The organism is Pedobacter sp. KBW06, assembly GCF_003852525.1.
In the GTDB taxonomy this organism is placed as follows: Bacteria; Bacteroidota; Bacteroidia; order Sphingobacteriales; family Sphingobacteriaceae; genus Pedobacter.
Window position 1 is genome coordinate 238,566 of record NZ_QAJL01000002.1, and the last position, 14,372, is coordinate 252,937.

Consider the following 14,372-nt stretch of genomic DNA (forward strand, 5'->3'; position numbering starts at 1 on the left):
TATGGCATTGGATAAAACCTTAATTGTAATTGTCGGCCCTACCGGAATAGGAAAGACTGCACTGGCCATCGCATTGGCCAGACATTTTTCTACAGAGATCATTTCGGCAGATTCCCGTCAGTTCTTTAAGGAGATGGCAATAGGAACGGCAAAACCTTCCCAGGAAGAGTTGGAAGCAGCTCCCCATCACTTTATCGATTCCCATAGTATTGAAACACTTTTCAGTACGGGCGACTTTGAAATACAGGCCCTCCGCCTAATGGATGAACTCTTTAAAAAACAGGATCTGCTGATTATGGTCGGCGGATCCGGTTTATACATCGATGCCGTATGTAATGGCCTGGATGACCTCCCGGATGCCGATCTTAACATCCGTAAAAAACTCAAAGAACAGCTGGAAAAAGAGGGCATAACATCCATCAGGGAGCAACTGCAGGCCCACGATCCGGAGTATTATGCAAAAGTTGATCAGGCCAATCCTCAGCGAATGGTCAGGGGACTTGAATTCTTTCTCTCCACAGGCGAAAAGCTCTCCTCTTATCAAACCAACAGTAAAAAGCAACGTCCGTTCAACATCATTAAAATAGGCTTAAATATGGACCGTACGGCCCTGTATCAGCAGATTAACCTTAGGGTTGATAAAATGATGGAAGCAGGGCTTCTTGAGGAAGTAAAGGGACTTCAGGATTACCGGAAATACAATGCCCTGAATACCGTCGGCTATTCCGAATTATTCGATTACCTGGACGGTAACATCACGCTGGAAACAGCTGTAGATAAGATCAAACAAAATACAAGACGTTTTGCCAAACGCCAGCTCACCTGGTTTAGAAGGGATGACAGCACTGCCTGGTTTGAACCTACTGAAAGCAAAGCGGTCATCCTTCATATTGATAAAATCTTAAATGCTTAGGCCTGAGCTGTTGGTCCGCCAAAGTTCATCGGAAATCCCGGAGGCTCTTCCTGGGTTTTAATTCTTCCGTGCGCAGCTTCATATTTTTCCAGATTATCCTGCATCGCCACCATTAGTCTCTTGGCATGCTCAGGGGTCAGGATAATCCTTGACTTCACTCTTGCTTTAGGTACTCCAGGCATTACCCTGATGAAATCCAGAACAAATTCTGTATTAGAATGGGTAATAATAGCAAGGTTTGAAAAGATCCCTTCTGCAACTTCTTCAGAAAGTTCAATGTTTAGCTGGTTATCGTTGTGCTGTTCTTCCATAACACAAAACTACCGCTTTAAAATCATTACACCCAAAAAAAAATCCCCCAACTTTAACAGAAGGGGGATTTTTTCAAAAGATATTTAAATATTAAGCATCTACTTCTTCTTGTTTCGAAGCTAATAATTTATCGTATTCTTCCTGAGAACCTACAATGATACGCTCATATCCACGTACACCTGTACCTGAAGGGATTAAGTGTCCAACAATTACGTTTTCTTTTAATCCAAGCATGTTATCACGTTTACCAGCAATTGCTGCTTCGTTTAACACTTTTGTAGTTTCCTGGAATGATGCTGCAGAGATGAACGATTTCGTTCCTAATGAAGCACGTGTAATACCTTGTAACATTGAACTCGCAGTTGCAGGTCTTGCATCACGAACTTCAATTTGTTTCAAATCTTTACGTTTCAATTGAGAATTTTCATCTCTTAATTTACGTAGAGAAAGAATCTGTCCAGGTTTCACCGCGTTAGAATCACCGGCATCAACAACAACTTTTTTGTCATAGATCTCGTCATTCTCGATCATGAAGTCCCAACGATCTGCAGAGTTGTTCTCTAAGAAAGTGGTATCTCCCGGATCTTCAATGTGAACTTTCTGCATCATCTGGTGTACAATTACCTCAAAGTGTTTATCATTGATTTTCACACCTTGTAAACGATAAACCTCCTGGATACCATTCACTAGATATTCTTGTACAGCCGCAGGGCCTTTAATCGCTAAGATATCCGCAGGAGAGATAGAACCATCAGATAGAGGCATACCAGCTTTCACAAAGTCATTATCCTGAACAAGGATGTGTTTAGACAATGGAACAAGGTATTTTTTAACTTCTCCGTCTTTAGATTCGATAGTCATCTCACGGTTACCACGTTTAACACCACCTAAAGTTACCACACCATCAATCTCTGTTACTACAGCAGGGTTTGAAGGGTTACGTGCTTCGAAAAGCTCCGTTACACGTGGTAAACCACCCGTGATATCTCTTGTTTTACCAGTTGCACGAGGAATCTTAACCAGGATCTGACCAGTTTTAACTGCATCACCTTCATCAATTGCGATGTGGGCACCTACAGGGATGTTATATCCTCTGATCAATTCACCTTTTTTATCCACAACCCGTACAGAAGGGTTTTTAGTTTTATCACGTGTATCGATAATTACTTTCTCACGGTGACCGGTTTGCTCATCAGACTCTTCACGGAAGGTTACACCCTCAACGATAGCGTCAAATTCGATTTTACCGGCAAACTCTGAGATAATTACCGCATTATATGGATCCCATGAACAAATCCTGTCGCCTTTAGTGATTTTAGCACCATCCTCAACGTACAAGAATGCACCATAAGGAATGTTATTGGTCATGATCACTTTATTTGTACCAGGCTCAACAATTTTGAACTCTCCTGAACGACCTAAAACAATTTGTTTTACACCTTCTTCAGTATCGTTCTCTACTGTACGAACATTTTCAAATTCAATGATACCATCAAATTTAGCATTGATCTGAGATTCTGCAGCGATGTTCGATGCAGTACCCCCAACGTGGAACGTACGTAGTGTCAACTGTGTACCCGGCTCACCGATGGACTGTGCAGCAATTACACCGACAGCTTCACCTTTTTGAACACGTTTACCAGTAGCTAAGTTACGTCCGTAGCATAGTGCACAAACACCACGTTTGTTTTCGCAGGTTAATACCGAACGAATTTCAACGCCTTCCAACGGAGACTCTTCAATTGCTTTAGCAATATCTTCGTCGATATCCTGACCGGCAGCTACTAACAATGCACCATCCAAAGGATTAAATACATCATGTAGAGAGATACGGCCTAATAACCTGTCGTATAACGGCTCAACGATGTCTTCATTATCTTTCAATGCAGTCGTGTACATACCTCTTAAAGTACCACAATCTTCTGCATTAACGATCATATCCTGGGCCACATCATGTAAACGACGTGTTAAGTAACCCGCATCAGCTGTTTTTAACGCCGTATCCGCCAAACCTTTACGCGCACCGTGGGTAGAGATAAAGTATTCTAATACCGACAATCCTTCTTTAAAGTTCGAAAGAATCGGGTTTTCGATAATCTCACCACCTGAACCTGATTTCTGAGGCTTAGCCATCAAACCACGCATACCGCATAACTGACGAATCTGCTCTTTCGAACCACGGGCTCCAGAGTCCAACATCATGTAAACAGAGTTGAAACCTTGGTTATCGCTAGATAACTGAGTCATCACGAATGATGTTAAACGGTTATTGATACGAGTCCAGATATCGATAATTTGGTTGTAACGCTCGTTGTTGGTAATGAATCCCATGTTATAGTTATTCCTTACCTCATCCACCTCAGCAGAAGCCTGCTCTAATAGCGCCTGTTTCTCCACAGGAATGTTTACATCTTGTAAATTAAATGATAAACCTCCTCTGAATGCCATTTGGAAACCAAGTTCTTTGATATCATCAAGGAACCTTGCAGCACGGGCCATTCCGGTAATCTTCACTACTGTACCAATGATATCTCTAAGAGATTTCTTAGTCAGCAATTCATTGATATATCCTACTTCTACCGGAACCATTTGATTAAATAGTACACGGCCTACCGTAGTTTCCAACAATTTATTAACGATTGTTCCATCTTCCAGTTTCACATTTACCTTAACCTTGATAAATGCATGAAGATCGATTTCTTTTTCATTGTAAGCAATGATCACTTCTTCCGGAGAGTAGAAAGAGAAATCTTGTCCCTTAACTACACGCTGAGCATCAGTTCTACGGCCTTTAGTAATGTAATAAAGACCCAAAACCATATCCTGTGAAGGTACAGTGATCGGAGTTCCGTTTGCCGGGTTTAGAATGTTGTGTGCAGCAAGCATTAATACCTGTGCTTCTAAGATTGCGGCGTGCCCTAATGGTAAATGTACTGCCATCTGGTCACCGTCAAAATCCGCGTTAAATGCGGTACATACTAATGGATGTAACTGGATTGCTTTACCCTCTACCAATTTCGGCTGGAACGACTGGATACCCAATCTGTGCAACGTAGGCGCACGATTCAGTAATACCGGGTGTCCTTTTAAAACATTTTCCAGAATATCCCAAACTAATGGATCTTTTCTGTCTACAATTTTCTTTGCAGATTTTACTGTTTTAACGATACCCCTTTCAATCATCTTGCGAATGATAAACGGTTTGAATAGCTCAGCAGCCATATCTTTCGGTAAACCGCATTCATGTAACTTAAGGTTTGGACCTACAACAATTACCGAACGGGCAGAATAATCCACACGTTTACCTAATAAATTCTGACGGAAACGACCTTGTTTACCTTTCAGGATGTCTGAAAGAGATTTCAAAGCACGGTTACCTTCAGTTTTAACCGCATTTACTTTACGTGAGTTATCGAACAACGAATCTACCGCTTCCTGTAACATACGTTTTTCGTTACGTAAAATTACTTCCGGCGCTTTGATCTCGATCAAACGTTTCAAACGGTTGTTACGGATAATCACACGACGATACAAATCGTTTAGATCTGAAGTCGCAAAACGACCACCTTCCAATGGAACCAACGGACGCAATTCCGGTGGAATAACCGGAACAATCTTGATGATCATCCACTCTGGGTTATTCTCAATACGGGTTCTTGCACCACGGAAAGCTTCCACTACCTGTAAACGTTTCAAAGCTTCGTTTTTACGTTGCTGAGAAGTTTCGTTTGCAGCCTGGTGACGCAGGTTATATGATAAAGTATCTAAATCAATACGTTTCAATAAATCTTCTAATGCTTCAGCACCCATTTTGGCGATGAATTTATTAGGATCTTTATCGTCTAAATATTGGTTTTCTTTAGGCAACTTATCAAGAATATCAAGATATTCCTCTTCAGTTAAGAAATCCATATACTGAATACCTTCTTCTGCCATGAAACCAGGCTGAATTACTACATAACGCTCGTAGTAAATGATCAGGTCTAATCTCTTTGTAGGCAATCCTAACAGGTATCCAATTTTATTTGGCAGGGAGCGGAAATACCAGATATGCGCAACAGGAACCACCAAATTGATGTGTCCCATACGCTCTCTACGTACTTTCTTTTCCGTTACCTCAACACCACAACGGTCACAAACAATACCCTTATAACGGATACGTTTATATTTACCGCAATGACATTCGTAATCCTTTACCGGACCAAAAATACGCTCGCAAAACAAACCATCACGCTCAGGTTTGTAAGTACGGTAATTGATAGTCTCAGGTTTTAACACCTCACCACTAGAGCGCTCTAAAATAGCCTCCGGCGATGCCAAACTAATGGTGATCGAGGTGAAATTGCTTTTTAATTTATTATCCTTTTTGTAAGACATAGCTCTTTTGTTTGAAAGTTGAAAAATTTAAAAAGCCGGGATGCTTTTCAGGCGAGGCCTTAGCGGCATCCCGGCAAAATAACTTTCAACATTAGTCTAACGTAATATCTAGACCTAATCCACGTAACTCATGTACCAATACGTTAAACGATTCTGGTACACCCGGCGTAGGAAGGTTTTCGCCTTTTACAATCGCCTCATAAGTTTTGGCTCTACCGATCACATCATCTGACTTAACAGTTAAGATCTCCTGTAGGATATTAGCAGCACCGAATGCCTCTAATGCCCAAACCTCCATCTCACCAAAACGCTGACCCCCGAATTGAGCTTTACCACCCAATGGTTGTTGTGTAATCAATGAGTATGGTCCGATTGAACGGGCGTGCATTTTATCATCAACCATGTGCCCTAGTTTCAACATGTAGATAATACCTACAGTTGTTGGCTGGTCAAATTTCTCACCCGTTAAACCATTATGTAAGTAAGTTCTACCAGAAGCTGGTACACCGGCTTTAGCAATCCACTCTTCTACCTCGTCATGTTTAGCACCATCAAAGATCGGAGTTGCGAATTTCACACCCAGTTCTTTACCGGCCCATGCCAATACAGTTTCGTAGATCTGACCCAAGTTCATACGTGAAGGTACACCCAGTGGGTTCAACACGATATCAACAGGTGTTCCATCTTCTAAGAACGGCATATCTTCATCACGAACGATACGGGCTACAATACCCTTATTACCGTGACGACCAGCCATCTTATCACCTACTTTTAATTTACGTTTTTTAGCTACATAAACCTTTGCCATCTGTACAATACCTGAAGGCAATTCATCACCAACACTGATGGCAAATTTATCACGTTTGTACGCACCCAATTCTTCGTTCACACGAATACCATAGTTGTGCAACAGCAATTTAATCTGGTCATTTTTATCATCATCAGTAGTCCATTTGTATGGATTGATGTGTGCATATTCCAGATCAGCTAAACTTTTCTGAGTGAACTTAGCTCCTTTAGGGAATAAAAGCTCCTTGTAAACGTTGAATACACCCTGAGATGTTTTACCATTCACAATCTGGAACAATTTATCTACCAGTTCATTTTTCAGATTCGTTGTAGCAAGGTCATATCTCTTGTCTAATTTCTCTATCGCTGCTTTTTCTTCAGCTTTAGTAGTTTTCTTAGCTCTTGAGAATAACTTGGTATCAATTACCACACCTTTGATAGATGGAGGTGTTTTCAATGATGCATCTTTCACATCACCTGCTTTATCTCCAAAGATCGCACGTAGTAATTTCTCTTCCGGCGAAGGATCAGATTCTCCTTTAGGAGTGATCTTACCAATAAGGATGTCTCCTTCTTTAACTTCAGCACCTACACGGATGATACCGTTTTCATCTAAATCTTTAGTCGCTTCTTCAGAAACGTTAGGGATATCCGGTGTTAATTCCTCTTCTCCACGTTTTGTATCACGTACTTCCAATTCAAACTCTTCAATGTGCAATGAAGTAAAGATATCTTCACGAACAATACGCTCGTTGATTACGATCGCATCCTCAAAGTTGTACCCTTGCCAAGGCATGAAAGCAACTTTTAAGTTTCTTCCTAATGCCAGCTCACCATTTTCAGTTGCATAACCTTCACATAGTACTTGTCCTTTAACTACTTTCTGACCTCTCTTAACGATTGGTTTTAAGTTGATACAAGTGTTCTGGTTGGTTTTCTTGAATTTGATTAATTTATAAGTTTTGCTATCACCTTCGAATGAAACCAAACGATCTGAATCGTTACGTACATATTTAATGGTGATCTCATTTGCATCTACATATTCTACTACACCGTCACCTTCAGCATTGATCAGTGTTCTTGAATCGCGGGCTACGCGACCTTCCAAACCTGTACCAACGATTGGTGCCTCAGGACGTAACAATGGTACGGCCTGACGTTGCATGTTGGATCCCATCAGGGCCCTGTTCGCATCATCATGCTCAAGGAAAGGAATCAACGACGCAGCGATTGAAGTAATCTGATTAGGTGCCACGTCCATTAAGTCTAATTTCTCAGGCTCAATAACCGGGAAGTCACCCTCGTAACGTGCTTTAACACGTGTAGTGGTGAAATTACCTTGATCATCATAAGCAGCATTCGCTTGTGCAATAGTTTTACCATCTTCATCTTCTGCAGACAGGTAAATCACTTCCTCCTCTACCTGAACGATACCGTCTTTAACTTTTTTGTAAGGGGTTTCAATGAAACCTAAGTTATTGATCTTCGCGTGAACGCAAAGAGACGAGATCAAACCAATGTTTGGTCCCTCAGGAGTTTCAATCGTACAAAGACGACCGTAGTGAGTGTAGTGAACGTCACGCACCTCGAAACCGGCACGTTCACGTGAAAGACCACCTGGGCCTAAGGCTGAAAGACGACGCTTGTGCGTAATCTCTGCCAGAGGGTTCGTCTGGTCCATGAACTGCGATAACTGGTTTGTTCCAAAGAAGGAATTAATAACCGACGATAAAGTACGGGCATTAATTAAATCTGTTGGCGTAAACACCTCGTTATCACGAATGTTCATACGCTCACGAATGGTACGGGCCATACGTGCTAAACCAACACCAAATTGAGCGTACAATTGCTCACCTACTGTACGAACACGACGATTCGACAAGTGATCAATATCATCCACTTCTTCTTTAGAGTTGATCAGTTTGATCAAATATTTAACAATCGCAATAATATCTGCTTTTGTCAATACTTTTACGTGATCAGGAGTATCCATTTTCAACTTACGGTTGATGCGGTATCTACCCACATCTCCTAAGTCATAACGTTTATCCGAGAAGAACAAACGCTCAATGATACCTCTTGCAGTTTCCTCATCAGGTGGTTCTGCGTTACGCAAAGCACGATAGATGTTTTCAACAGCCTCTTTTTCAGAGTTTGAAGTATCTTTTTGTAAAGTATTATAGATAATGGTATAATCAGCCTGACTGGCACCATCATCTTTAGATAAGATGATCGTTTTAACGCCTGCGTCAATGATCATATCAATATGGTCATCTTCTAAAACAGTATCCCTGTCTAAGATCACTTCGTTACGATCTATGGAAACTACCTCACCGGTATCTTCATCCACAAAATCTTCAACCCATTTTCTTAATACCCTTGCAGCAAGTTTACGTCCGATGAATTTCTTTAAACCTGATTTGCTAACTTTTACTTCATCAGCAAGATCAAACAATTCAAGGATGTCTTTATCAGAATCATAACCGATCGCACGCAATAAAGTGGTTACCGGGAATTTTTTCTTACGGTCGATGTACGCATACATGACGTTATTCACGTCAGTAGCAAACTCGATCCATGAACCTTTGAAAGGAATCACACGGGCAGAATAAAGCTTAGTTCCATTTGTGTGACGGCTTTGGCCGAAGAACACACCTGGCGACCTGTGTAATTGAGAAACAATTACGCGCTCTGCACCGTTGATCACGAAGGTACCTTTAGGCGTCATATATGGTATGGTTCCCAGGTACACATCTTGAATGATGGTTTCAAAATCTTCGTGTTCTGCATCATTACAAGAAAGTTTCAGCTTCGCTTTTAATGGAACACTATACGTTAACCCACGGTCAATACACTCAGGTATATCATAACGAGGTGGATCAATAAAATAATCTAGGAATTCAAGAACAAAGATGTTTCTTGAATCTGTGATTGGGAAGTTTTCAGCAAACACCTTAAATAGACCCTCTGTGTGACGGTTATCTGAAGTGGTTTCGATCTGAAAAAATTCTCTGAATGATTGCAACTGTACATCTAGAAAATCCGGGTAATCTATGATGTGCTTACTACGTGCAAAATTTACTCTTTGGTCGACTTTATTTGCCAATGGACTAAAGTTAATTTAGTTTAAGAATAAACTATTTGTTTGGTTTGCCGTTAAACGTATTCACCAACCAAACAAGATGAAATGTTTATAAACAGGTATAGACTCCGACTATACAGTCGGAGTCTATGGTTAAAGTTATATTAAAATTAAGTTATTACTTAATTTCAACTACAGCTCCAGCTTCTTCTAATTGAGTTTTCAAAGCAGTAGCTTCGTCTTTAGAAACACCAGCTTTTAATTCTTTTGGTGCACCGTCAACTAGATCTTTAGCTTCTTTCAAACCTAAACCAGTTAAGTCTTTTACCAGTTTTACAACTGCTAATTTAGAACCACCAGCTTCTTTCAATATTACATCAAAAGTAGTTTTTTCTTCAGCTGCAGGAGCAGCATCACCAGCAGGACCTGCAATCGCAACTGCAGCAGCAGCTGGTTCGATACCATACTCGTCTTTTAAGATTTGAGCTAATTCGTTAACTTCTTTAACTGTTAAGTTTACCAATTGCTCAGCAAACGCTTTTAAATCTGCCATTTTTATAGATTTTAAAAATTTACGTAAAATAATTTATTATAATATGAACTTATAAGGTGTTCCTTAACCTTCTCTTTCTTGAAGAGTTTTAACAATTCCTGCAATTGTGTTACCGCCTGACTTTAAAGCCGAAATAACATTTTTCGCTGGTGATTGTAATAGACCAATGATGTCTCCGATAAGCTCTTCTCTTGATTTCAAGCTTACTAAAGTATCTAATTGGTTATCGCCTACAAATACTGTTGAATCGATATATGCTGCTTTAAGTACTGGTTTATCAGATCCTTTTCTCAAGGCTTTGATCAGCTTAGCTGGACCGTTACCTACTGTTGAGAATAATAATGCTGACTGACCTTTAAGCGCAACAAAGATCTCTGATGCATCGCCATCTAATCCTTCAATCGCTTTTCTGATTAAAGTGTTTTTAGCAACCTGCATTTCGATCCCGCTTTCGAAACATTTACGACGGATACCGTTAATTTTCTCAACAGATAGACTTGATGTATCGGCAATATAAAAATTACCGAATTCCTGCATCTTCACTTGAAGAGCCGAAACGACTTCGTGTTTTTCTTCTCTGTTCATAATTAGATCCCCGCTACTGATTTAGTTTCGATTGCAATTCCAGGACTCATAGTTGAAGAAACATGAATGCTCTTAAAATAAGTTCCTTTTGCAGCAGATGGTTTTAGCTTAGAAATTACTTGAAGAACTTCTAATGCATTTTCATATATTTTTTCTGCTGGGAATGATACTTTTCCTACTGAAGCGTGAATGATACCACTTTTGTCAACTTTAAAATCAATCTTACCGCCTTTTACATCAGTAACTGCTTTACCAACTTCGTTAGTAACAGTTCCTGACTTAGGGTTTGGCATAAGGTTACGTGGACCTAAAACGCGGCCCAGTTTACCTACTTTTGCCATACAAGCAGGAGTAGTGATAATAATGTCAACATCAGTCCATCCACCTTCAATCTTGGCTACATATTCGTCTAAACCTACAAAATCTGCACCTGCCGCTTTAGCCTCTTCTTCCTTATCAGGAGTACAAAGAACTAATACACGTACAGTTTTACCTGTACCGTGTGGTAAAGTAGCAATACCACGTACCATTTGATTGGCCTTACGTGGATCTACACCTAAAGCTACATCGATATCTACCGATGCATCAAATTTAGTTGTAGTAATCTCTTTTACCAAAGCAGCCGCATCCTGTAAAGAATACGTTTTACCAGATTCTAGTTTAGCATGTGCCTTTTTTTGATTTTTTGTTAATTTAGCCACTGTTGTAAACTGTTTTTTGTTAATTAATTTGTCCAAGGTGCATCACCGCTAACGGTGATTCCCATACTGCGTGCTGTACCTGCAACCATACTCATTGCAGATTCGATAGTGAAAGCATTTAAATCAGTCATTTTATCTTCAGCAATTGACTTAACCTGATCCCAAGTCACCGAACCAACTTTCTTACGGTTGGGCTCAGCAGAACCACTCGTTAATTTAGTAGCATCCTTTAACTGGATAGCAACCGGAGGGGTTTTGATGATGAATTCGAAAGACTTGTCAGCATAAACAGTAATTACAACTGGTAATACTTTACCGGGCTTATCTTGGGTACGAGCATTGAATTGTTTGCAAAACTCCATGATGTTCACCCCTTTAGCACCTAACGCAGGTCCTACCGGTGGCGATGGATTTGCAGCTCCACCCTTGATCTGTAACTTAACAAGTGCACTGACTTCTTTTGCCATTTTCTGTTTTGTTAATTTTAATACTCAATGTTATAATGTTGGAAGCAAGTAACATTTAAGATCTTATATGAATTGAATTCTATTCTTTTTCTACTTGCATATAGTTAAGCTCCAATGGAGTTTTTCTTCCGAAAATCTTAACCATAACTTTTAGTTTTTTCTTCTCTTCGTTCACCTCTTCGATCACACCGGTGAAACCGTTAAATGGTCCATCCATTACTTTAATGTTCTCTCCGACATAGTAAGCTACGTTCATGGTTTCACCTTGCTGGCTCATCTCATCAACTTTACCTAAAATACGGTTAACCTCTGCCTGACGCATAGGAACCGGGTTTCCACCTTTATCCCCTAAAAAACCAATCACACTATTAACGTTCTTAATAATGTGTTCAAGTTCTCCGTCCAAATTCGCTTCAATTAAAACATATCCGGGATAGAAGTTACGCTCTTTTGCAATTTTTTTTCCCTCTTTCATCTGGTAGTATTTCTCCATTGGGATTAATACCTGAGGTACAAGATGAGAAAAACCTAAACGGCTAATTTCAGAATCGATATACTGTTTTACCTTCTTCTCTTTTCCGCTAACAGCCCTAACTACATACCATTTTAACTGATCGTCCATTTAGCTATATTAATTAGAAAGTGATTTATAAAAAGTATCTAAAACAAAAGTAGATCCCTTATCCATTGCAAAAACAACTAATGCAATGATAAACGAAGCTACCAGAACCAGCACTGCAGAATTTTGCAATTCTCCCCATGTAGGCCAAGTAACCTTCTGGGTCATTTCTTCATACGATTCTTTAATAAATTGAACTACTTTAGCCATAATTAATTTTTTGCACGGGAACAAGGATTCGAACCCTGATCAAAGGTTTTGGAGACCTCTATTCTACCGTTGAACTATTCCCGTGTATAAGCTATTTCCTTTCCAGGATTTAGCAGCTTCTTTAGAAACAAAGTACTCAGGCGGTTTAAAAGCCTAAGTACTTTGCTTTATTGTTGTTTCTTATCCCTAAGGATAAAATACTATTTTAAAATTTCAGTTACCTGACCAGCACCTACTGTTCTACCACCCTCACGGATTGCGAAACGTAGACCTTTTTCCATTGCGATTGCGTTGATCAATTTAACTGTGATCGTAACGTTATCACCTGGCATAACCATTTCAGTTCCTTCAGCTAGTGAGATCTCACCAGTAACGTCTGTGGTACGGAAATAGAATTGTGGACGGTATTTGTTAAAGAATGGAGTGTGACGTCCACCTTCTGCTTTTGATAATACATAGATCTCAGCTTTGAAATCTGTGTGAGGAGTTACTGAACCTGGTTTACAGATAACCATACCACGACGGATATCAGTTTTCTCAATACCACGTAACAATAGACCTACGTTATCACCTGCTTCACCATAATCAAGGATCTTACGGAACATCTCAACACCTGTTACAGTTGATTTAAGATTTTCAGCACCCATACCCAGGATCTCAACAGGATCTCCAGAGTTGATTACACCACGCTCAATACGACCAGTTGCTACAGTACCACGACCAGTGATCGAGAATACATCTTCAACAGGCATTAAGAATGGAAGATCAGTTAAACGTGGAGGAATTGGAATGTAGCTATCTACAGCATCCATAAGCTCCATGATTTTTCCAACCCATTTAGCATCACCGTTCAAGCCACCAAGAGCTGAACCTTGAATTACAGGGATATCATCACCAGGGAATTCATAGAAAGATAACAATTCACGAACTTCCATCTCTACTAATTCTAGTAATTCAGGATCGTCAACCATATCCACTTTATTCATGAATACTACCAATGAAGGAACACCAACCTGACGAGCCAATAGAATGTGCTCACGAGTTTGTGGCATCGGACCATCTGTAGCAGCTACAACGATGATAGCTCCATCCATTTGCGCAGCACCAGTAACCATGTTCTTCACATAATCCGCGTGACCTGGACAGTCAACGTGAGCATAGTGACGGTTAGCTGTTGAATACTCAACGTGTGCTGTATTGATAGTGATACCTCTTTCTTTTTCCTCTGGAGCAGAGTCAATAGAATCAAATGAACGCGCCTCAGATAAACCAGCATCAGATAACACTTTAGTGATAGCTGCTGTTAAGGTTGTTTTACCGTGGTCAACGTGACCGATTGTGCCGATGTTTAAGTGCGGCTTGCTGCGGTCAAACTTTTCTTTTGCCATGTTTTTATACTTATTAGTAGTTTATAACTTTTTATTAATTAATTGTTTTGATACAAATTCAACACAAAAAACCTTGTTCAACTGCCATAATTACAGATTCAACAAAGCTTGTTTTTATCTTGAGCCAAAGATGGGACTTGAACCCACGACCTCTTCCTTACCAAGGAAGTGCTCTACCGCTGAGCTACTTCGGCTTTTTAATCTCAGCTTGTAATCTAAGTTAATTAAGTAGTTTAATTGGTATTCTAATTAAACTACTTAATTCTATGCCGATTTCCCAGCTTTTCCAATTTGAGCGAAAGACGAGGTTCGAACTCGCGACCTATAGCTTGGAAGGCTATCGCTCTACCAACTGAGCTACTTTCGCTTTTGTATT

At 40.1% G+C, this 14,372-nt stretch carries 11 protein-coding genes and 3 tRNA genes; 1 reads left to right on the top strand and 13 read right to left on the bottom strand.

Features of this window, described 5'->3' with window-relative positions; genetic code table 11:
* The first annotated feature begins 1 nt into the window (after position 1).
* Complete coding sequence (gene miaA, locus DBR43_RS11150) at positions 2 to 913, top strand: tRNA (adenosine(37)-N6)-dimethylallyltransferase MiaA (RefSeq protein WP_124580886.1); 912 nt, start codon at positions 2 to 4, stop codon at positions 911 to 913.
* On the opposite strand, the gene DBR43_RS11155 is transcribed toward miaA, so the two are convergent.
* The 13 genes from DBR43_RS11155 to DBR43_RS11215 form a co-directional block, all read right to left on the bottom strand.
* Positions 910 to 1,224 (bottom strand): DUF3467 domain-containing protein, encoded by a 315-nt coding sequence (locus DBR43_RS11155; RefSeq protein ID WP_074612236.1) that lies wholly within the window; start codon positions 1,222 to 1,224, stop codon positions 910 to 912. The genes miaA and DBR43_RS11155 overlap by 4 nt on opposite strands.
* A 91-nt stretch (positions 1,225 to 1,315) precedes the next feature.
* Positions 1,316 to 5,602, bottom strand: a complete 4,287-nt coding sequence (gene rpoC, locus DBR43_RS11160) for a DNA-directed RNA polymerase subunit beta' (RefSeq protein WP_124580887.1) — start codon at positions 5,600 to 5,602, stop codon at positions 1,316 to 1,318.
* Between the two features lie 91 nt (positions 5,603 to 5,693).
* Positions 5,694 to 9,497, bottom strand: a complete 3,804-nt coding sequence (gene rpoB / locus DBR43_RS11165; RefSeq protein ID WP_124580889.1) for a DNA-directed RNA polymerase subunit beta — start codon at positions 9,495 to 9,497, stop codon at positions 5,694 to 5,696.
* Positions 9,498 to 9,651: 154 nt separating this feature from the next.
* On the bottom strand, positions 9,652 to 10,026 hold the full coding sequence (gene rplL, locus DBR43_RS11170; RefSeq protein WP_074612233.1) for a 50S ribosomal protein L7/L12: 375 nt from the start codon (positions 10,024 to 10,026) through the stop codon (positions 9,652 to 9,654).
* Between the two features lie 63 nt (positions 10,027 to 10,089).
* Positions 10,090 to 10,611, bottom strand: coding sequence for a 50S ribosomal protein L10 (rplJ, locus tag DBR43_RS11175; RefSeq protein ID WP_124580891.1), 522 nt, complete (start codon positions 10,609 to 10,611; stop codon positions 10,090 to 10,092).
* Positions 10,612 to 10,613: 2 nt separating this feature from the next.
* Positions 10,614 to 11,312, bottom strand: a complete 699-nt coding sequence (gene rplA / locus DBR43_RS11180; protein WP_069382436.1) for a 50S ribosomal protein L1 — start codon at positions 11,310 to 11,312, stop codon at positions 10,614 to 10,616.
* Between the two features lie 23 nt (positions 11,313 to 11,335).
* Positions 11,336 to 11,779, bottom strand: coding sequence for a 50S ribosomal protein L11 (gene rplK, locus DBR43_RS11185; RefSeq protein ID WP_073232496.1), 444 nt, complete (start codon positions 11,777 to 11,779; stop codon positions 11,336 to 11,338).
* A gap of 79 nt (positions 11,780 to 11,858) precedes the next feature.
* A complete protein-coding gene (nusG, locus tag DBR43_RS11190) occupies positions 11,859 to 12,401 on the bottom strand; it encodes a transcription termination/antitermination protein NusG (RefSeq protein WP_073232495.1) in 543 nt (180 codons plus the stop codon).
* A gap of 9 nt (positions 12,402 to 12,410) precedes the next feature.
* Positions 12,411 to 12,608: a preprotein translocase subunit SecE gene (secE, locus tag DBR43_RS11195; RefSeq protein WP_062550292.1), complete on the bottom strand. Its 198-nt coding sequence runs from the start codon at positions 12,606 to 12,608 to the stop codon at positions 12,411 to 12,413.
* A 13-nt stretch (positions 12,609 to 12,621) separates the two neighbouring features.
* A tRNA-Trp gene (locus tag DBR43_RS11200) sits at positions 12,622 to 12,692 on the bottom strand.
* Between the two features lie 116 nt (positions 12,693 to 12,808).
* Positions 12,809 to 13,996 (bottom strand): elongation factor Tu, encoded by a 1,188-nt coding sequence (gene tuf, locus DBR43_RS11205; protein ID WP_073232494.1) that lies wholly within the window; start codon positions 13,994 to 13,996, stop codon positions 12,809 to 12,811.
* A 122-nt stretch (positions 13,997 to 14,118) separates the two neighbouring features.
* Positions 14,119 to 14,190, bottom strand: a tRNA-Thr gene (locus DBR43_RS11210).
* Positions 14,191 to 14,290: 100 nt separating this feature from the next.
* Positions 14,291 to 14,363: transfer RNA gene (locus tag DBR43_RS11215), tRNA-Gly, on the bottom strand.
* Positions 14,364 to 14,372: the final 9 nt, after the last annotated feature.